Below are 18,553 nucleotides of genomic sequence, written 5' to 3' on the forward strand. Positions count from 1 at the left end.
GTTGACGGCGGTGGCCAGGAGCGTGGACATGGACCGACCGTACCGCTGTTTCCGGCGCGGCGCAACTGTTGCGGGCGCAACCGATTCAGCCCCTGACGTGCCCCGTCCCCGATAATCCACGCCTGCCTCCTGGAACTCACGGATGAATCCCCTTCGTTTCCGCCTGTCGCTTTCCGCGCTGGCGCTGCTGGCCCTGGCCGCCTGCACCACCGCCCCCAACCGCCCGACCAGCGATACCGAAGTGAAGTGGCTCACTGCCGCAGAGCGCGGCGACATCGAGGGCATGCTGGAGGTGGCCGAACTTTACGAACGCTGGAACGACCGCCGGGCGCTGGACTGGTATGAGCGCGCTGCGGCCGCCACGCCTTGGAGTTTCCGCAATACCATTGCGGAAGAAGCGCTGGGGCGGATCTGGGCCAGCGGTGCGATGTACACCGGCCGCCGCCCTGAAGACACGCCGCCCCCGGTGCTGCGCGCGTCGCCGCGCAAGGCCGGGCGCTGGTACCTCGCCGCGGCCAACCACGGCAGTCCGGGCGCGATGCTGTCGCTTGCAAAATTCGAACGCGAACGTGGCCACGCGGCCGCAGCACTGCGCTGGGACCTGCGCGCCACGGTTTACCAGCGCTATTCGAGCAGCAGTTCGGGTCTGCCCGCCGCGATTGCCCCGCAAGCCGGTGCACTGCACCCGCTGGTGGTCGACATCCAGCGGCGTGCTGCGCGTGGCGATGCCCAGGCCCAGGTGGACCTGGGCGCGCTTTACGAAAGAGGCATGGGCCTGGGCATCGAACGCGACCCGGCGATGGCGCTGGAGTGGTACCGCAAGGCCGCCCTGCAGGGCAATGTGTTCGGCCAGTACTTCACGGGCCTGATCCTGGGACGTGCGCCGCCGGGGGTGCCGCGCGATGAGGCGGCGGCCGCCGGATGGTTTGCCAAGGCCGAGGCACAGAAGTTCTTCCTTGCCGGTGAATCGTATTGGCGCAAGGGCATCCAACCGGCGTTCTGGACGTTTGATTGAACCGGGCTGTACACACTCGCCGGCGACCTTCAAGTCTGCCGGCGGGCGCGCGCTTCGCCCAGAATGGGCGGCATGAGTACCGCCACGTTCCGTGATGAAACCCTCTCCCGCGCCCGCATGCAGGCCATCGTCGCCGCGCATCCGCGCGCGGCCGTGTTCGAGGACTGCAGCTTCGACAATGCCGACTTCTCGCGGCTGGACATGGAGGGTTTCCAGTTCACCCGCTGCTCGGTAGCGGGCACGTCCTGGCTGGCCGCCTCGCTGGAGGAAAGCCGCTGGGAAAAATGCCGGGGCGGCCAGTGCGATTTCAGCTCGGCGCTGCTCGGCGATGCGGTGTTTTCGCACTGCGATCTGAACAACAGCCACTGGCGCCGCGCCACGCTGTCATCGGTCCGGTTCGAGGATTGCAAGCTGACCGGCGCGCACCTGCAGGAAGTGACCGGCTGGGCGTTGGAGTTCCGCGACTGCCTGCTGGTCAGTGCGGACCTGCGTGGGCTGTCGTTCCGCAAGGCCACGCTGCAGGGAATGGATTTTTCCGATGCGGAGCTGTCCGGCTGCGATTTCCGCGATGCCGTGTTCGAGGGCGGCAGCCTGCGCAACGCGCAGACCCGCTTGACCCGCTTCGAAGGCGCCGACCTGCGCGGTGCTGACATCACAGGGCTCAACGTGATGGACAGCAGACACTTCAAGAAGGCGGTGATTTCACAGCGCCAGGCAGCAGCGGCGCTGGCCGCATTCGGGTTGATCGTGGCGTGAAGCAAAGGACCGACCAACGGTCGGCCGCTACCGTGGGCAAACCCGAAACGCGGTAGGAACCGACCGTTGGTCGGTTCTCGCGGTGCGTCAGGCCAACAACCGCTCGATCAGGCGCCGGTATAGTTCCGGCAGCTTCTGCAGGTCGGCTACCGACACGTTTTCGTCCACCTGGTGGATGCTGGCGTTGACCGGCCCCACTTCGATGCACTGGGCACCCAGCGGTGCGATGAAGCGCGCATCCGAGGTGCCGCCGCCGGTGCTTTCTTCGGGCGCGGTGCCGCCGAATTCGCCCAGCACCTCGCGCGCCACGCGCCGCAGCGTGCCTTCCGGGGTATAGAACGGCTCGCCGCTGCGATGCCACTTCAGCCGGTATTCCAGCCCATGGCGGTCCAGCAGCGCGGCGATCTCCTGCTCCAGCGCCGGCGCGTTCCAGTGCGGGTTGTAGCGCAGGTTGAACAGCACCTGCAGTTCGCCCGGAATCACGTTGTTGGCGCCGGTACCGGCGTGGATGTTGGACACCTGCAGGCTGGTCGGCGGGAAGCTCTCGTAGCCGTCGTCCCACTCGCGCGCGGTCAGCTCGGCGAGCGCGCCGGCCGCGAGATGGATCGGGTTGCGCGCCTTGTGCGGATACGCCACGTGCCCCTGCACGCCCTGCACGGTGAGCGTGGCCGACAGGCTGCCGCGCCGGCCCACGCGCAACAGGTCGCCCAGCACTGCCGTGGACGACGGCTCACCGGTGATGCACCAGTCGATCGCCTGGCCACGTTCGCGGAACAGGTCTGCGACGCGGCGCACGCCGTCGATCGCGTCGCCCTCTTCGTCGCTGGTCAGCAGCACCGCCAGCGTGCCCGGGTGGTCGGGATGCGCGGCCACGAACTGCTCGGCGGCCACCACGAACGCGGCCACACTGCCTTTCATGTCGGCCGCGCCGCGCCCGTACAGCACGCCGTCCCGGATCTGCGGGTCGAACGGTGCACTGGTCCAGGCCTCGACCGGGCCACTGGGGACCACGTCGGTGTGGCCCAGCAGCACCAGCACCGGCGCACCCTGCCCGTGCGTGGCCCACAGGTTGTCGACCTCGCCCAGGCGCAGGTGCTCGCAGCTGAAACCCGCCTGCTGCAGCCGCGTGGCCAGCAGCGCCTGGCAGCCGGCATCCTCCGGCGTCACCGACGGCCGGACGATCAGGTCGCAGGTCAGGGCAACGACGTCGTTCACGCGCCTACTCCGAACCGCTGCTTGAATCCGTTGTCGGAAAAGCCCTGGCTCATCGTCCCGTCCGCCGTTACCACCACCGGCCGCTTGATCAGCTGCGGGTACTCGCGCAGCAGCAGCTTCCACTCCGCATCGGAAGCCGCCGCCTTGCGGTTCTCGGGCAGCTGCCGCCAGGTGGTGGAGGATCGGTTGACCAGCGCCGGGAAACCCCCGGCCTGCGCGGCCCAGTCCAACAGGGTTTCCGGGCTGGGTTTGGCGTCGCGGTAGTCGACGAAGGTGTACGGCACCTGGAAGCGGTCCAGCCACTTGCTGGCCTTTTTGCAGGTATCGCAGTTCTTCAATCCGTAAACGGTGGTGGTCATTGCCGACGGGTACTCTGGCTTGGATTCAACGGACAGGCAGCACGCGCCAGTATAGTGCCGCACCGATCACGACGCGGCCGATTTTTCCGCGTGGTCGGTGAGCTCCAGCAGCAGCGTGCGCTGCCAGGAGAACAGTCCGGTGGCAGACGGCACGTCCCAGCCCAGCAGCGGCCTGCCCTTTGCGTCGACCAGCAGCGCCAGCTGCGTGGTCATGAAGCCGCGCATGCTCGACAGCTGCCACTGGTATTGCGGCGCGTCCCACGGATCGGCCGCGTACAGGCGCATGCACACCGCGTCCATGTCCAGCAGCATCTGCACGCGCGACGTGGCGCTCAACCGGGTGCGTCCTGACGCAATGGACGCGATCAACGCGTTGCAGGCCGCGATGGCAGCTTCACGATCGAAGCGGTCGCCTTCGTCGCCCAGCCGCACCAGCTCGCCGGCGGCCTGGCTGAAGCGGGCCAACGCACTCGGTGGTTCAAGGTGCGTGATCTCGGTGGTCAGGGGTCGGCGGACCGAGGTGGCGAGGAAGGGCGGTGGCGTCACCGCCGCCGCCTCGGACGCCTCCGCCAGCGCGCTGCCCCGCAGCACCACGTTGGCGAAACTGCGGCCATCTGTGGGACTGCCTGCCAGGGGGCCACGCGGGGCTTCCCGCAGCGCCAGCCGCGTCCGCACCCAGTCCTTCTGCTGCGCCAACCATCGGCAGTAGTAGTGCGTAGCGTAGGCAAGGTAGTCCCGGAGCTGCTTGTCCTGGCCCATGCCACGGTACTCCCCGTCGCGCTGGTCCCAGATACCCCGCGAAGGCAGCCGGGCCTCCTCGATGATCGGCTTGAGCGCGCGCGCAGCGTTGATCTGCAGTGCGTTGCTCTGGGCGAATCGCCCGCTGCCCCGGCTCAACTGTGCCAGCCGGCGCAGGTACTGTACGCCGTACTTGGCCACCAGGGCCAGTGTGCGACTCTCCCACCCCAGCAGCAGGTCCGGTTGCGCTTCCAGCAGCGCCGGCACGGTCAGCAGCAGGCTGTCGGCGGCCGGGCGCGCAAGCGGCGCGCCGATCCGCCGGACGAGTTGCTGTTCGGAGGCGCGAAGGGCGCTGACCAGGCCGAACGCCAGCGTCGCACCGCCAATCGCGTGGATCGGATGCTGCCGCAGCAGCGCCTCGAAGATTGGCGCCAGGTGTTCGCTGATCGTCGCCGCGCAGCGCGCCTGCAGCGGTGGATGATTGATCAGCTCCCCCAGGTGGAACATGATCACGCTTACATTCTCCAACGTGTATTCCTGGCGTGCCCTGACCACCTCCACGCAGCGCTGGGTCGTGCGCACCAGCCGTTCGCCCTCGCAGGGCAGCGCCGCGCTGCGCCGCACCAGCTGGCACAGGATGTTGAGCGCTTTTCCTAGCTGGATGTTGGGCGCGCGCCGGTCGTCTTCGGCATCACCGAAGCCGACGCTGGCGGCCATCACCTGCGACAGCGTGTCCAGGTCGGCGTCGATGCTGGACAGGTCGCCCTGTTTCACTATTCTTTCGTACAGCGCGGTGACGATGTCCGCCGCAGTGAGGTCGGCGGAATGGAGACCGGCGACCCCCGACGCATTCTGGATATGGGTCGGGACGACGGCCCCGGGCGGCGCTGCGTGGACCGCGCGGAGCGGCGGCACCGGACGAACCAGCGGGCGGATCACCGACACTGCGTTACTGACGTTTTCCATGCACGACCCTTCTGCCAGGAGAACGGCAGCATAGGCCTGCCCGGACGAGGTCCGGGCGACGGCGGCGCCAAGCTGTGACGGCGTTTGCGAAGCCGCGCCAAAGCGCGCGGTGAAAGCGTCACGGGGCACCGTGGCGATGCCCCGATTGCGTCAGGCGGTCAGTCGGCCAGGCCGCGCAACAGCTCGTTGACGCTGGTCTTGCTGCGGGTTTTGGCGTCGACCTGCTTGACGATCACCGCGCAGTACAGCGAGTGCGAACCGTCCTTCGACGGCAGCTGCCCGGACACCACTACGCTGTACGGCGGCACCGAGCCGTAGCTGATTTCGCCGGTGGCGCGGTTGTACACGCGGGTGCTCTGGCCCAGGAACACGCCCATGCCGATCACGCTGTGGTGGCCGACCACGAAGCCTTCCACCACTTCCGAACGCGCGCCGATGAAGCAGTGGTCTTCGATGATGGTCGGGCTGGCCTGCAGCGGTTCCAGCACGCCACCGATGCCGGCACCGCCGGACAGGTGGCAATGCTTGCCGATCTGCGCGCACGAACCGACCGTGGCCCAGGTGTCGACCATGGTGCCTTCGCCGACGTAGGCGCCGATGTTGGTGAAGCTCGGCATCAGCACCACGTCCTTGCCGAAGTAGCTGCCACGACGCGCGATCGCACCTGGCACCACGCGCACGCCGGCGCGGCGGAACTTCGCTTCATCGAAGCCGGCGAAACGCGATTCCACCTTGTCCCAGAACGGCGCCGGGCGCGCGTCGACCACCGCCATGTCATTCACGCGGAAGTACAGCAGCACCGCCTTCTTCAACCATTCGTTGACCTTCCAGCCGCCATGGCCGTCCGGCTCGGCAACGCGGAATTCGCCGGTTTCCAGGCCATCGATGACGCGGCCCACCAGCGGTTTGGTCGAGCCTTCGATCTCGTGCAGGGTCAGCGTGGCGCGGCGCTCGAAGGCGCTCTCGATGCCGAACTTGAGCTCTTCCACGCCCGGCGTGGCCGGCTTGCGCAGCGACTTGCGCGCGATGTTCTCGGCGCGCTTGGCAGCGGTTTCCGCAGCGCTGCTGGCCGCGCTCTTCTTGACCGGGGCCTTCTTCGCCGCCGGCGCTGTCTTCTTCGCGGCGGTCTTTTTCACCGCCGGAGCGGCGGCAGCAGTCTTCTTGGCCGCCGCGGTCTTGGCGGCGGTCTTCTTGGCAGGCTTGGTGGCCATCAGTGGGGGTCTCCGGCTTTTCGATCAGGGTCCAGGCAGGCCAGCATGGCGTCCTGCAGCTGCTGCCTGGCGGTTTCGGTCAGGGGGCGGTCGTGTTCATCGCTGATCACGAACATGTCTTCGGCGCGCTCGCCGAAGGTGGCGATGCGCGCGTCATGCACGCGCAGGCCCTGGTTGCGCAGTACGAAGGCGACGTCGGCCAGCAACCCCGGGCGGTCGGGGGCGACCAGGCTGAAACGGGTGCCGCCGGTGTCATTGTCGTTGGCGTCGCGGAATTCGATGCGCGGGGCAAAGCGGAAATGCCGCAGCTGGCGCGGCACCACCCGCCGCGACGGACGCAGTCGCCCAAGGTCGCCGGCCAGCGCCTCGCGCAGGGCCGCTTCCAGGCGGGGCGCATCGCCGTCGGCGAAGCTGTCGGCCGGGGTCACTTCGAAGGTATCGAAGATGGTGTCGACCGGGCCGTCGAGTACGCGCGCGCGATGGATGCCGTAGCCCTTGCGGTCCAGGGTCATCACGATGGCCGCGAACAGGCCGTCGCGGTCGGGCGAATGCACGAATACTTCCAGCGCATCGTCGTCGGCGGTGATCCGGCGCACCTTGACCAGGGTCTGGCCCTGCTTGATCGGCACCAGCGCCGCCGCCTGCCAGGCGAGCTGCTCCGGGCGCAGGCGGATGAAGCTCTCGTCCGGCATCACCGTGAACTGGCGGTCGATGGTGGCGTCGTCGTAGCCGCGTTCGCGCACCAACGCGCGCACGCTCTCACGCGCCTCCAGCACGCGCTCGGCGGCCGGCATCTGGTTTTCCAGGCCATCGCGCAGCGCCCGGCGCGCGGCGAAGTACAGGTCGGCCAGCAGCCGATCCTTCCACGCATTCCACAGCTTGGGGCTGGTGCCGGCGATGTCGGCGCAGGTCAGCAGGTACAGGTAGTCGAGGCGGTCGCGGCTGGCCACCAGGGTGGCGAAACGGTGGATCACGTCGGGGTCGGAGATGTCCTGCTTCTGCGCGGTGACCGACATGCGCAGGTGCTGCTCGACCAGCCAGGCCACCAGTTCGGTATCGGAACCGCTCAGCGCATGCGCCTGGCAGAAGTCGCGGGCATCCACCGCGCCGAGTTCGGAATGGTCGCCGCCACGGCCTTTGGCGATGTCGTGGAACAGCCCGGCCAGCAACAGCAGTTCCGGCTTGCGCAGCCGCGGCCAGACCTCGTGGGCGATGGAGAAGCGCTCGTCGGCGCGGCTGCTGGCGAACAGGCCGATGTTCCGCAGCACCATCAAGGTGTGCTGGTCGACGGTGTATACATGGAACAGGTCGAACTGCATGCGCCCGGACACCTGCGCGAAGGCGGGAATCCATTGCCCCAGTACGCCCAGGCGGGCCATGCGCGCCAGCGTATCCACCGCGCGCGGGCTGCGTAGCAGGGTCATGAACTGTTCGCGCGCAGCAGTGCTGGCCTCGGTGTACGCCGGCAGCTCCGCCAGCGCTTCGGCCAGCGCCCGCGCGGTGAGCGAATGCAGGCCGCGCACGTCGGGGTTGTAGGCCCAGCTGGCGAACAGCGCGAACACCTGCTCGATGTCGCCCTGCGGCCACTGCGGATCGTTGGCGGCCAGGTAGCCGCGGCGCAGCGAGAAGCCCACGCTGACCGGCTCGGGCACGGCCTCGCCGTCGAACTGCTCTTCGAAACGCTGCAGCAGGCGGTCGCTGATCCGCCGCACCACGGTCGCGCTGCGGTAGAAGCCCTGCATCATCTTCTCGACCGCCAGGCTTTCCACGTCGTCGTCGAAGCCGAGCCGGGTCGCCAGGGTCTTCTGGTAATCGAAACGCAGCCGCTCCTCTGGACGGTTGGCGACCAGGTGCAGGCCGAAGCGCAGCTGGGCCAGCGCGCAGCGCTCGCGGCGCAGCGCGACCGCCTCGTCGGGGCCGAGATGGCCCAGCCCGACCAGCGCTTCCAGTTCGCGCACGCCGAAGGCGCGCAGCGCCATCCAGCCCAGCGTATTGAGGTCGCGCAGGCCGCCGGGGCCGTCCTTGATGTCCGGCTCCAGGTTGTCGGCGGTGTCGCCAAAGCGCTGGTGCCGGGCCAGCAGCTCCTCGCGCTTGGCCAGGAAGAAGTCGCGGGGCGGCCACAGGCCGTCGCTGTTCACGGCCTGCTTCAACGCCTGCCGCGCGGCTTCGTCGGCCAGCAGCGGGCGGGATTCGATCAGGGCGGTCAACACGGTCTGGTCGGCGCTGGCCTGCACACAGGCCTGCGCCGAGCGCACCGCGTGGCTGACCGGCAGCCCGCAATCCCACAGCAGCGCGAACAGACGTGCCAGCGCCGCTTCATGGGTGCGCTGGGCAGCCTCCGGTCCGAACACCAGCAGGTCGATGTCCGAGCGCGGGAACAGCTCGCCCCGCCCGTAGCCGCCGACCGCGAACAGCGCCAGGCCATGGTCGGCCGGCATGCAGCGCTGCCAGGCCAGGCGGATCAGGTGGTCGGCCGCGCGTGCGCGCAAGGCCAGCAGGCGCTCGATGTTGTCGCCCTGGTCGAAGCGGCGGTACAGCCGCGCGTCGGCCTGCTGCAGGGTCTGGCGGGCTTCCGCCGCCCACTCGGGGTCGGCGACGGCGTCGGCCGGCGCGTCCAGGGTCGGGCTCGCCGGCAGCATGCTCAGACCTGCGATTCGCCGGGCGACAGGGTCAGCACGTCCACCCCGGTCTCGGTGACCGCGACCATGTGCTCCCACTGTGCCGACAGCTTGCGGTCCTTGGTGACCACGGTCCAGCCATCCGGAAGCACCTTGTTGTAGCGGGTGCCCTCGTTGATCATCGGTTCGATGGTGAAGGTCATGCCCGGCTGCAGCACCAGCCCCTGGCCCGGGCGCCCGTAATGCACCACCTGCGGCTCGTCGTGGTAGACCTTGCCGATGCCGTGGCCGCAGTACTCGCGCACCACGCTGAAGCGCTCGCCTTCGGCGTAGCTCTGGATCGCATGGCCGATATCGCCCAACGTGGCGCCCGGCTTGACCGCGCGGATGCCTCGCCACATGGCTTCGTAGGTCGCCTCGACCAGGCGCCGCGCCATCACCGACGGCGTGCCGACGAAATACATGCGGCTGGTGTCGCCGTGCCAGCCGTCCTTGATCACGGTGACATCGATGTTGACGATGTCGCCGTCCTTGAGGACCTTGGCTTCGCTCGGGATGCCGTGGCAGATGACGTTGTTGACCGACGTGCACACCGTCTTCGGGAAACCCCGGTAGCCGACATTGGCCGGAGTGGCCTTCTGCACGTTGATGATGTGGTCGTGGCAGATGCGGTCCAGCTCTTCAGTGGTCACGCCCGGCTTCACGTACGGGGTGACGATGTCGAGCACTTCGCTGGCCAGGCGGCCGGCGACGCGCATCAGTTCGATTTCCTCGGGGGTTTTCAGATTCACGCTCATGACGGCCATTATCGCCGATCCGGGCCCATTCTGAACCGAAGCCGGCAGAACGCTGACAGCGCAGGTTCGGGTCCACGGGGGTGGCGCGGGCCGTGCGCCCCTGGGGGCCTGCAACGTAAAAACTGTGATAACTGGCCAATTTCCGTCACATCTCACCAACAGGCCTGCTTTTATAAGGAACCCAGCGCCGCCCCTGGCGCCCTCCCCCTGCAGTACGCCGGCATCGATCCGTTCATCCAGGACCCCCGTCCAAGGAGAAGACCATGCGATTCCTTCGCGCCCCGCGTCCCCTGCTGATCGGCCTTGGCCTGGCCGCTCTGGCCTCCCCCGCCATGGCCGCCGACACGACCACCTTCAACGTCCGCCTGATCATCACCAAGGCCTGCACCATCACGGCCGCCGCGGCCACCGATGTGGACTTCGGCTCGGCCCTGTCCACGGCGACCACGCCGATCAACGCGCAGGGGTCGGTCACCGCCCAGTGTTCGGCGCTGACCCCCTACACCATCGCCCTCAACGCCGGCACCAATGCGGGCACGGCCAACGACGTCACCACGCGTCGCATGCGCAACACCGACACCACGGTGACCACCAATAATTTCGTGGGCTATCAGCTCTACTCCAACGCCACGCGCACCACGGTGTGGGGGGCGACGGCAGGCACCAACACCGTGGCCGGAATCGGCACCGGGCTGGCGCAGGCGTATCCGATCTACGGCCAGGTCGCCAATCCCAGCGTGAACAACGCCGCGACGGGTACCTACCAGGACACCGTCACCGCCACCATCACCTACTGAGGTCGCCATGTTCCAGCGCATGCACGGGCGCGCCATGCGCGCCACGGCGAAGCTGTGCGTCGGCGCCCTGGTCGGACTGACCCTGGCACTGCCGCCTGCCCGGGCGGCCAGCCTGCAGGTGGCGCCGACCTCGCTCCAGCTCGGCGCGCGGCAGAACGCCGAAGCGTTGTGGATCAGCAACAGCGGCACCGAACCGGTGGACGTGCAGGCGCGGGTGTTCCGCTGGACCCAGGTCGACGGACGCGACACCCTCGAGCCCACCACGGACCTGGTGGTGAGCCCGCCGATGCAGGCCCTTGCCGCCGGCCAGCAGCAGCTGATCCGGGTGGTCCGCGCGGTGCCGCAGCCGCCGGCGAGCCAGCTGTCCTACCGGGTCATCGTCGATGAGGTGCCCAAGCTGGACCCGGGCCGGCAGGGCATGCAGTTCGTCCTGCGCTATTCGCTGCCGGTGTTCGTGCAACCGGACGGCGAGGCGACACCGCCGGACCTGCAGGCCAGCGTGGTCACCCAGCCCGACGGCTCGTCGGCACTGGAGGTGCACAACCGGGGCGCGGGCTACGCCCAGCTGGCCGACCTGGCGGTAGGCACGCTGGAGCGGCCACAGATATTCCAGCCCGGACTGGTCGGTTACGTCCTCGGCGGCCAGACCATGCGCTGGCCGCTGGACCTCCCCGCAGGCCGACTCTCCGGCGCGACCCTTTCGGCAAAGATCAATGGCGCCTCGCAAGCCACGCCACTGTCTTCGACGCCACCGGCTCGCTGAGGCCTGCATGCGCGTCGCCCTGGCTGCCGGAGCGGTCTCGTCTGGAATGCCGGGCGGGGCGGCAAGCGCCGCGGACGCGCCACTGGACAGCGTGGCGGACATCGGCGTCTCCGCCGCCGACGACGTCATGTTGCCCGCGCCGACCCCGCTGACCGCACCGCAGACGCTGTATCTGGAGGTGACCCTCAACGGCAGCCCCCGCGGCCTGCTGCCGTTCACCGAGATAGGCGGACAGCTGCGCGCGGACCCCTCGGTGCTGCGTCAGCTGGGGTTCGGCGCACGCGGCGATGCACCGGTGCCGCTGGCGCAGATCAGCGGCGTGGTGGTCCGCTACGACGCCGGGCTGCAGACCCTGGCGCTGGAGGTTCCGCTCGAGCAGCTGTCGCTGCCCACCACCGAACTGGGACAGGCGCTTCCCACCGCCTCCAGTGCCAGCGCCTCGCCGGGCGCGCTGCTCAATTACGACCTCTACGCCAGCCAGAACGAGGACGCGGGCAACCTGGCCCTGACCACCGAATGGCGTGTATTCGGGCTTGGCCGCGGGATCCTGCGCAGCACCCAGCTGCTGCGCACCTACCAGGACGACGGGCGCGACTGGCGCGGCGAGAGCGTGCGCCTGGACAGCGCGTGGCAGCTGGACTTTCCCGACAGCGCGGTGACCTTGACCGTCGGCGACTTCTTCAGCGGTTTCGTCGACTGGAGCCGACCGGTGCGCATGGGCGGCATCCAGGTGGGACGCAACTACGGGCTGCAGCCGTACCGCGTGCTGACCCCGACCCCGAGCTTCCTCGGCGAAGCGGTGGTGCCGTCGACGGTGGAGCTCTACGTCGATGGCCTGCGCCAGTACAACGGCGAGGTGCCGGTGGGGCCGTTCCAGCTTGGCGCGCAACCGGGCATCAGCGGCACCGGCAATGCCCAGGTCGTGATCACCGACGCCTACGGCCGCATGCAGACCCTGGATTTCTCGTTCTACGGCACCCAGCAGCTGCTCGCCGAAGGGCTCTCGGACTGGTCGGCCGGCGTCGGCCGGATGCGCCGCGACTATGGCATCCGCTCGTTTTCCTATGACAGCGCGACCGTGGGCAGCGCGACCTGGCGGCGCGGGGTGAGCAATCGTTTCACCGCCGAGCTGCACGCCGAGGGCGGCGGCGGGGTCGCCAGCGCCGGGGCCGGCGGCTGGTGGCAGCTGGGCCTGGCCGGGGTACTCAACGCGTCGTATGCGCGCAGCCGACGCGACGGCCGCGACGGCGGCCAGTGGGCGCTGGGCTACAGCTGGAACAACCGGATGTTCAATGTCAATGCGTCCACCCTGCGCACGCACGGCCAGTTCCAGGACCTGGGCAGCCTGCAGGGCGCGCGCCCTCCGGACGTCACCGACCAGGTCACCACCGGCACCAGCCTGGGCCGCTTCGGCGCGTTGAGCGCCAGCTACCTGCGGCTGTCCTACCCCGACGGCGACGACCGCCGCTACGCCAGCGTGTTCTGGAACCGCACGTTTTCCGAGCGCTGGTCCGCGTATGCCTCGTTCAACCAGAACCTGGACGAGAGCGCCGACCGCAGCGTGTACCTGTCGATCACCGCCAGCCTGGGCCAGAACCGCCAGAGCAGCGTGGCCGCCCAGCGCAATGGCGAACGCATGCTGTACACCGTGGACGTGTCCAAACCCGTTCCCGGCGACGGCAGCGAGGGCGGCTTCGGCTGGCGCGCGCAGGCGCGGCACGGCGACGACGGCACCGGCGGTCTGGCCGAAGTGGGCTGGTTGAACCGGGTGGGCCGCTACTCGCTGGGCGCGGCGCGCCAGGGCGACGCCAGCTTCGCTTACGCCAATGCCAGTGGCAGCCTGGTCTGGATGGGCGGCCATGTGTTTGCCGCACGCGAGGTACCGGATGCGTTCGCGGTGGTGTCCACGGGCGGGTTCGGCGGGGTACCGGTACGGCTGGAAAACCGCCCGATCGGGGTGACCGACGAGAACGGCCTGCTGCTGGTGACGCCACTGCTGTCGTGGCAGCGCAACCGCATTTCGATCGACACCCTGGACCTGCCTGCCGACCTGCGCGCCGACCGCGTGGACGCCCAGGTCACGCCACGCCAGAGCGCCGGGCTGGGCGTGGACTTCGGCCTGCGCCGCACCCGCGCGATCACCCTGGTGCTGCACGACAGCGGCGACCAGCCGCTGCCCGCCGGCAGCCAGGTGTCCCTGCCCGACCAGCGACGTGCCACGGTGGGGTATGGCGGCGAGGTCTACCTGGAGGACCTGCCGGGCCGGGCGCTGCTGCGGGTGGACACCGACGCTGGCCGCTGCACGGTCAGCGTTCCGGTCGCCGAGGGTGACGCCGGCACCGCGCTGCGACTGGGACCGCTGCGCTGCCAGCCGGAGCCCGGGCCATGAGCGCCCGCCTGCTGCTGGCGGCGCTGCTGGCGATGGCCACGTTGCTGGCCGTGGGCAGCGCACGCGCCGACACCACCTGCACCACGACCACGCCGGTGACCGCCGCGTTCGGCAATGTCGCCAATGCGGCGGCAGCACCGGTGTTCACCACCACCACCTTCACCATCACCTGCAGCACCACGGCGCTGAGCCTGCTGGCCACCGCCTCGGTGCGCGCCTGTCTCGGCATCGGCGCGGGCACCACCGGCACCACGCTGTCGCCGTTGCGGCGGATGACCAACGCCAGTGGCGACCCGCTGAACTACCAGCTGTTCACCACGTCGGCGTACAGCACGATCTGGGGCCTGACTCCCGGCGCCACGCCGGCCCCGCGCGTGGTGGACCTGAACTACAACGTGCCGTTGCTGACCGGCGGCAGCGGCGCAGTGTCGGTGACCATCTACGGGCGCATCCCGGCCGGACAGACGCTGTCGGCCGGCGCGTACAGCAGCGCGTTCAGTGGCGGCGATGTCCGCCTCGAATACGCGTTCAACGAGGTACTGCTGGGCACCGCGACCGCGCCACCGGCCTGCACCAGCGTGGCCGGGGTGACCGGGCACAAGGTCGCGACCGGCGGCTTCCCGTTTACGGTCACCGCCAACGTGCTGCCGCAATGCAGCGCCTACGTCACCACCGACATGGATTTCGGCAGCAATGCCGGCGCGGTTACCGGCAACATCGACCGCACCTCGACCATCGGGCTGACCTGCATCAACCGCACCGCCTACACCATCGCGCTGGACAACGGTCTGCATGCCAACGGTGCGGTGCGCCGGATGCGGCACGAGACCGATCCCGCGTGGTTCATTCCCTACGAGCTCTACCGGGACGGCGCGCGCACCCAGCGCTGGGGCAGCACCGCCAACGTCGACCTGGCGTCGGGTACCGGTACCGGCGCGGCGCAGACCCTGACCGTGTATGGCCGCGCCCCGCCGACCAGCGGCGCGGTGGCCGCGGGCAGCTACAGCGACCAGATCAAGGTGACCATCACCTATTGAGGCATCAAGTGCCGCGGTGGCCGGCCGATAAGGCTGGGCATGACTCTCCGTCGCCGTGTCGCCGCCCTCGTCGGCCTGGCGCTGCTGGCCCCGCTGGCGGCTGCACAGGCTCAATCCGTACCCGTACCCCTGCCCAGCGCAGCGGCGACGGGACTGCGCATCCAGCTGCGGGTGGTCGACGCCTGCCGCGTGCAGGACGATGCCGGCACCGCCGGCTGCGCCACGGCGCACCAGCGCAGCGACGCGCCGGCAGCGCCACCGCCGCAGGTGCAGGCCCTGACCCCCGCGCCGGACGGCGAGCCGCAACCGCGCGCATGGCAGACCCTGACCTTCTGATGGCCGGCGCCGCGCGCCTGGGCGGATTGCTGGTCGCGCTGCTGCTGGGCGGCCCGGCGCGGGCGCTGGAGGTGTCGCCGCTGCGGGTGGACCTGGCGCCGGGGCAGGCGCATGCCGAGCTCTGGCTGTACAACGACAGCGCGCTGCCGTGGGGCGGCCAGGCCCGCCTGTACGCCTGGGAACAGGGACCGGACGAGGAGCGTCTGCAGCCGGCCACGCATCTGGTGGTGAGCCCGGCCGACCTGCAGCTGCCGCCGCATGGGCGGCAGCGGGTGCGGCTGGTGCGTCCCGGCCCCGCCCCTTCCACCGAACAGGGCTACCGGCTGATCCTGCGCGCGGGTGCCGACAACCCGCCGGTACAGCTGTCGCTGCCGGTGTTCGTGGCCGGCACCGCCCCCGCGCGGGGACCGGCGCTGGCGGTGCGGCTGCGCGAGGATGGCGATACGGCGGTACTGGAGCTGCATAATGCCGGCGGCCGGCACGCCCGCCTGGCCGACCTGGCGTGGATCGCCGACAGCGGCCAGGCGCGGACACTCCTGCCCGGCCTGGCCGGCTACGTGCTGGCAGGCCAGACCCGGCACTGGATCCTGCCCGGCCCGGCCGCGGCCTACCGCGACGGGCGTTTCAGCGCCCGCGTCGGCGACCAGGCGTCACGCCTGCTGGAGCCGCTGACCCCTTCAATTGCAACCGGGACGCCCACCGGGCTATAATCGACCGGATCCCTCGGCGCCCCGTGCGCCAGGAACCGTCAACACCGGACGTCACCGGTGAATACACACCTGCCGCCCTCATCCGTGCCGGGGTGCTCCGCAAGGAGTTCGGACACGGAAGCGACAGGGAAGCCAAACCCCGGAACCTCCCGCCTTGCGGCGGACCGCCCTCAATCATTCGTGGCGGCCGGTTCCCTATCAGGAGTATTGCAATGCCCCAGGTCACCATGCGTCAGATGCTGGAAGCCGGCGTCCACTTCGGCCACCAGACCCGTTACTGGAACCCGAAGATGGGCCAGTACATTTTCGGCGCCCGCGGCAAGATCCACATCATCAACCTGGAAAAGACCGTTCCGCTCTTCAATGACGCGATGAACTTCATTTCCAGCATCGCGCAGAAGCGCGGCACCATCCTGTTCCTGGGCACCAAGCGCAGCGCCCGCGAGTCGATCCGCGAAGAAGCCGAGCGTTGCGGCATGCCGTTCATGAACCAGCGTTGGCTGGGCGGCACCCTGACCAACTTCCGTACCGTGAAGCAGTCGGTTGCCCGCCTGAAGGAACTGGAAGCCGGCGAAACCGACGGCACCTTCGACAAGCTGGTCAAGCACGAAGTGCTGGGCCTGCGTCGTGAGCGCGACAAGCTGGAAGCCTCGCTGGGTGGCATCAAGGACATGAACCGCCTGCCGGACGCGATCTTCGTGATCGACATCGGCCACGAAGACATCGCCATCAAGGAAGCCAAGAAGCTTGGCATCCCGGTGATCGCGGTGGTCGACACCAACTACAACCCGGAACTGGTCGATTACGCCATCCCGGGCAACGACGACGCCATCCGTGCGGTGCAGCTGTATGCCCGCGCCGCTGCCGACGCCGTGCTGGAAGGCAAGGCTGCCGCCCCGCACGCTGCAACCGTCCGTGAAGAAGACTTCGCCGACGCCGCCGCTGCCGACGAAGCCAAGCCGGCCCGCCGCGCTCCGGCCAAGAAGGCTGCTGCCGACAAGGGCGAAGCCCAGGCCTGATCCAGGCCCGCGGTGGGCGCCCGGCGCCCACCGCTCCTGTCCGCTGCCGATGGCGCGATGACAGGACCGTGTCACATGGGCCGGCCAACATGCCGGCCCAACCCCTTTCTTTCGTGAGGAATTCCCGTGGAAATCACTGCTTCCCTGGTCAAGGAACTGCGCGAGCGCACCGGCGCCGGCATGATGGAGTGCAAGAAGGCACTCACCGAAGCCAATGGCAACATCGACGCCGCCGCAGAAGCGATGCGCAAGTCGGGTGCGGCCAAGGCTGACAAGAAGGCCGACCGCGTCGCCGCCGAAGGCCGCGTGGGCCTGGCCCAGAACGGCGGCAAGGCCGTGCTGGTCGAAGTCAACTCGGAAACCGACTTCGTCGCCAACGACACCAACTTCAAGTCGTTCGTCGACGCCGTCGCCGCTGCCGCGCTGGCATCGGACGCCGCTGACGTCGAGGTGCTGAAGACCGCCGCGCTGGCCGACGGCCAGACCGTGGAAGAAGCCCGCGCCCTGGCGGTGCAGAAGCTGGGTGAAAACATCCAGATCCGTCGCCTGGTCAAGGTCGACACCACCGGCAACATCGGCGCCTACGTGCACACCAACGGCAAGATCGGCGTGCTGGTCGACCTGATCGGCGGCGACACCGAACTGGCCCGCGGCCTGGCGATGCACGTTGCCGCGCTGAAGCCGCCGCACAACAAGGCGGGCGATGTGCCGGCCGACTTCGTGGCGAAGGAAAAGGAAATCGAACTGGCCAAGATGTCCGAAAAGGACAAGTCCAAGCCGGCCGACATCCTGGAAAAGATCATCAGCGGCAAGATCAACAAGATCGTCAGCGAAGTGACCCTGTACGGCCAGAGCTATGTGCTGGACGGCGACAAGACCGTCGAGCAGGTGGTCAAGGCTGCCAACGCCGACGTCGCTGGCTTCCAGCTGCTGATCGTGGGCGAAGGCATCGAGAAGGTGCATGAAGACTACGCCGCCGAAGTGATGAAGCAGGCCGGCCTGGCCTGATCCATCGCCCCAGGCGATGAAACGAAAAAGCCCGGCGCACGCCGGGCTTTTTTTGTGGGTGGCGCAGGCCTCAGCCCTTCGCCTGGAACGTCACTTCCTCGTACGGCTGCACCACCACCCAACCCTCGCCGGCGAACTTCAGCTGCAGGGTCTCACCCGAACCACGGCCGACCAGCGTGCCCAAGGTCATGTCGGTGACGATGTCCGGGGTGAGCGAACCGGACCAGGCCACCGTCGCGTTCGGGTCGGTGAACACCGGTCCGCCCTGCGCGGTCACCGGCAGGGTCAGCGGCTCGTAGTGCGAGGTGATCGCCACGATGCCGTGCCCGCTCAGGCGCATGTTGAACAGGCCGCCGGAGAGCATGCCGGCCACCCGGCGCATCATCGTGATCTTCGATTCGATCCCGTCCTCGAAGGCCAGCACATCGTTGCCGTTGACGAAGATCGACTCGCCGGCCAGCCGCAGCAGGGTCACCTGCTTGCCGGCGTCGGCCAGGTAGGCCCGGCCCTTTCCTTCGATCTTCATCAACTGCAGGCCCTCGCCGCTGACCATCTTCTTCAGCAGCGTGCCCAGGCCCTGCTCCAGCAGCCCCTGGCGGGTGAACTTCACCGCCCCCAGGCGAGCCACCATCGCGCCCGCCTTGGCCCAGACCCGGCCGTCCACGCGGACTTCCAGCAGGTGCGGGCTTTCCAGCTCGAACGCATCGGCAGCCAGGTCTTTTTCGCGCGTGCTGGAGAGGAACTCGCTGAGCGTTTTCACCGCCATGTGACTGCATCCTTTTCTGTGGGAAAGCGAATGGTACCCGCGCCACGCCAGGC

Annotated in this window: 17 protein-coding genes; 10 read left to right on the forward strand and 7 right to left on the reverse strand. The window is 68.9% G+C overall.

The window, feature by feature from the left end:
• Positions 1-142 precede the first annotated feature (142 nt).
• On the forward strand, positions 143-1,015 hold the full coding sequence (locus tag FSZ13_RS04140; protein ID WP_145478129.1) for a tetratricopeptide repeat protein: 873 nt from the start codon (positions 143-145) through the stop codon (positions 1,013-1,015).
• Between the two features lie 72 nt (positions 1,016-1,087).
• Positions 1,088-1,771, forward strand: a complete 684-nt coding sequence (locus tag FSZ13_RS04145; RefSeq protein ID WP_145478130.1) for a pentapeptide repeat-containing protein — start codon at positions 1,088-1,090, stop codon at positions 1,769-1,771.
• A gap of 87 nt (positions 1,772-1,858) precedes the next feature.
• Here the strand turns inward: FSZ13_RS04145 and dapE are convergent, their stop codons facing one another.
• From dapE to map, 6 genes are all read right to left on the reverse strand, one after another.
• Complete coding sequence (dapE, locus tag FSZ13_RS04150) at positions 1,859-2,986, reverse strand: succinyl-diaminopimelate desuccinylase (protein ID WP_145478131.1); 1,128 nt, start codon at positions 2,984-2,986, stop codon at positions 1,859-1,861.
• Positions 2,983-3,345, reverse strand: coding sequence for an arsenate reductase (locus tag FSZ13_RS04155; protein ID WP_145478132.1), 363 nt, complete (start codon positions 3,343-3,345; stop codon positions 2,983-2,985). The genes dapE and FSZ13_RS04155 overlap by 4 nt, the downstream gene beginning before the upstream one ends.
• Before the next feature lie 66 nt (positions 3,346-3,411).
• Positions 3,412-5,049 (reverse strand): hypothetical protein, encoded by a 1,638-nt coding sequence (locus tag FSZ13_RS04160; protein WP_145478133.1) that lies wholly within the window; start codon positions 5,047-5,049, stop codon positions 3,412-3,414.
• A 158-nt stretch (positions 5,050-5,207) separates the two neighbouring features.
• Positions 5,208-6,260 (reverse strand): 2,3,4,5-tetrahydropyridine-2,6-dicarboxylate N-succinyltransferase, encoded by a 1,053-nt coding sequence (gene dapD / locus FSZ13_RS04165; RefSeq protein ID WP_145478134.1) that lies wholly within the window; start codon positions 6,258-6,260, stop codon positions 5,208-5,210.
• Positions 6,260-8,899, reverse strand: a complete 2,640-nt coding sequence (locus FSZ13_RS04170) for a [protein-PII] uridylyltransferase (RefSeq protein WP_145478135.1) — start codon at positions 8,897-8,899, stop codon at positions 6,260-6,262. The genes dapD and FSZ13_RS04170 overlap by 1 nt, the downstream gene beginning before the upstream one ends.
• Before the next feature lie 2 nt (positions 8,900-8,901).
• Entirely contained in the window at positions 8,902-9,675 is a 774-nt protein-coding gene (map, locus tag FSZ13_RS04175) for a type I methionyl aminopeptidase (protein WP_222116589.1), read from the reverse strand.
• A 263-nt stretch (positions 9,676-9,938) separates the two neighbouring features.
• Here map and FSZ13_RS04180 point away from each other — a divergent pair, with 263 nt between their 5' ends.
• From FSZ13_RS04180 to tsf, 8 genes are all read left to right on the forward strand, one after another.
• Positions 9,939-10,472, forward strand: a complete 534-nt coding sequence (locus tag FSZ13_RS04180) for a Csu type fimbrial protein (RefSeq protein WP_145478137.1) — start codon at positions 9,939-9,941, stop codon at positions 10,470-10,472.
• 7 nt (positions 10,473-10,479) lie between these two features.
• Positions 10,480-11,235, forward strand: a complete 756-nt coding sequence (locus FSZ13_RS04185) for a fimbrial biogenesis chaperone (protein ID WP_260844080.1) — start codon at positions 10,480-10,482, stop codon at positions 11,233-11,235.
• Positions 11,236-11,242: 7 nt separating this feature from the next.
• Complete coding sequence (locus FSZ13_RS04190; RefSeq protein WP_428999965.1) at positions 11,243-13,624, forward strand: fimbria/pilus outer membrane usher protein; 2,382 nt, start codon at positions 11,243-11,245, stop codon at positions 13,622-13,624.
• Positions 13,621-14,661 (forward strand): Csu type fimbrial protein, encoded by a 1,041-nt coding sequence (locus tag FSZ13_RS04195; protein WP_145478138.1) that lies wholly within the window; start codon positions 13,621-13,623, stop codon positions 14,659-14,661. The genes FSZ13_RS04190 and FSZ13_RS04195 overlap by 4 nt, the downstream gene beginning before the upstream one ends.
• A 39-nt stretch (positions 14,662-14,700) precedes the next feature.
• Complete coding sequence (locus FSZ13_RS04200) at positions 14,701-14,997, forward strand: hypothetical protein (RefSeq protein ID WP_145478139.1); 297 nt, start codon at positions 14,701-14,703, stop codon at positions 14,995-14,997.
• Positions 14,976-15,707 (forward strand): fimbrial biogenesis chaperone, encoded by a 732-nt coding sequence (locus FSZ13_RS04205; protein ID WP_145478140.1) that lies wholly within the window; start codon positions 14,976-14,978, stop codon positions 15,705-15,707. The genes FSZ13_RS04200 and FSZ13_RS04205 overlap by 22 nt, the downstream gene beginning before the upstream one ends.
• Before the next feature lie 212 nt (positions 15,708-15,919).
• Positions 15,920-16,726, forward strand: coding sequence for a 30S ribosomal protein S2 (rpsB, locus tag FSZ13_RS04210; protein WP_145478141.1), 807 nt, complete (start codon positions 15,920-15,922; stop codon positions 16,724-16,726).
• A 126-nt stretch (positions 16,727-16,852) separates the two neighbouring features.
• Positions 16,853-17,734: a translation elongation factor Ts gene (tsf, locus tag FSZ13_RS04215; protein ID WP_145478142.1), complete on the forward strand. Its 882-nt coding sequence runs from the start codon at positions 16,853-16,855 to the stop codon at positions 17,732-17,734.
• 70 nt (positions 17,735-17,804) lie between these two features.
• Here the strand turns inward: tsf and FSZ13_RS04220 are convergent, their stop codons facing one another.
• The gene (locus FSZ13_RS04220) at positions 17,805-18,500 is read right to left on the reverse strand and encodes an AIM24 family protein (RefSeq protein WP_145478143.1); all 696 of its coding nucleotides are present in this window, start codon (positions 18,498-18,500) and stop codon (positions 17,805-17,807) included.
• Positions 18,501-18,553: the final 53 nt, after the last annotated feature.

It is taken from the genome of Stenotrophomonas rhizophila, from assembly GCF_007667275.1.
Lineage (GTDB): Bacteria > Pseudomonadota > Gammaproteobacteria > Xanthomonadales > Xanthomonadaceae > Stenotrophomonas > Stenotrophomonas maltophilia_AE.

Coding starts and splice junctions, on each gene's coding strand:
- FSZ13_RS04140 (WP_145478129.1), top strand. CDS start 143: ATGAATCCCCTTCGTTTCCGCCTGTCGCTTTCCGCGCTGGCGCTGCTG.
- FSZ13_RS04145 (WP_145478130.1), top strand. CDS start 1,088: ATGAGTACCGCCACGTTCCGTGATGAAACCCTCTCCCGCGCCCGCATG.
- FSZ13_RS04155 (WP_145478132.1), bottom strand. CDS start 3,345: ATGACCACCACCGTTTACGGATTGAAGAACTGCGATACCTGCAAAAAG.
- FSZ13_RS04160 (WP_145478133.1), bottom strand. CDS start 5,049: ATGGAAAACGTCAGTAACGCAGTGTCGGTGATCCGCCCGCTGGTTCGT.
- dapD (WP_145478134.1), bottom strand. CDS start 6,260: ATGGCCACCAAGCCTGCCAAGAAGACCGCCGCCAAGACCGCGGCGGCC.
- FSZ13_RS04170 (WP_145478135.1), bottom strand. CDS start 8,899: ATGCTGCCGGCGAGCCCGACCCTGGACGCGCCGGCCGACGCCGTCGCC.
- map (WP_222116589.1), bottom strand. CDS start 9,675: ATGAGCGTGAATCTGAAAACCCCCGAGGAAATCGAACTGATGCGCGTC.
- FSZ13_RS04180 (WP_145478137.1), top strand. CDS start 9,939: ATGCGATTCCTTCGCGCCCCGCGTCCCCTGCTGATCGGCCTTGGCCTG.
- FSZ13_RS04185 (WP_260844080.1), top strand. CDS start 10,480: ATGTTCCAGCGCATGCACGGGCGCGCCATGCGCGCCACGGCGAAGCTG.
- FSZ13_RS04190 (WP_428999965.1), top strand. CDS start 11,243: ATGCGCGTCGCCCTGGCTGCCGGAGCGGTCTCGTCTGGAATGCCGGGC.
- FSZ13_RS04195 (WP_145478138.1), top strand. CDS start 13,621: ATGAGCGCCCGCCTGCTGCTGGCGGCGCTGCTGGCGATGGCCACGTTG.
- FSZ13_RS04200 (WP_145478139.1), top strand. CDS start 14,701: ATGACTCTCCGTCGCCGTGTCGCCGCCCTCGTCGGCCTGGCGCTGCTG.
- FSZ13_RS04205 (WP_145478140.1), top strand. CDS start 14,976: ATGGCAGACCCTGACCTTCTGATGGCCGGCGCCGCGCGCCTGGGCGGA.
- rpsB (WP_145478141.1), top strand. CDS start 15,920: ATGCCCCAGGTCACCATGCGTCAGATGCTGGAAGCCGGCGTCCACTTC.
- FSZ13_RS04220 (WP_145478143.1), bottom strand. CDS start 18,500: ATGGCGGTGAAAACGCTCAGCGAGTTCCTCTCCAGCACGCGCGAAAAA.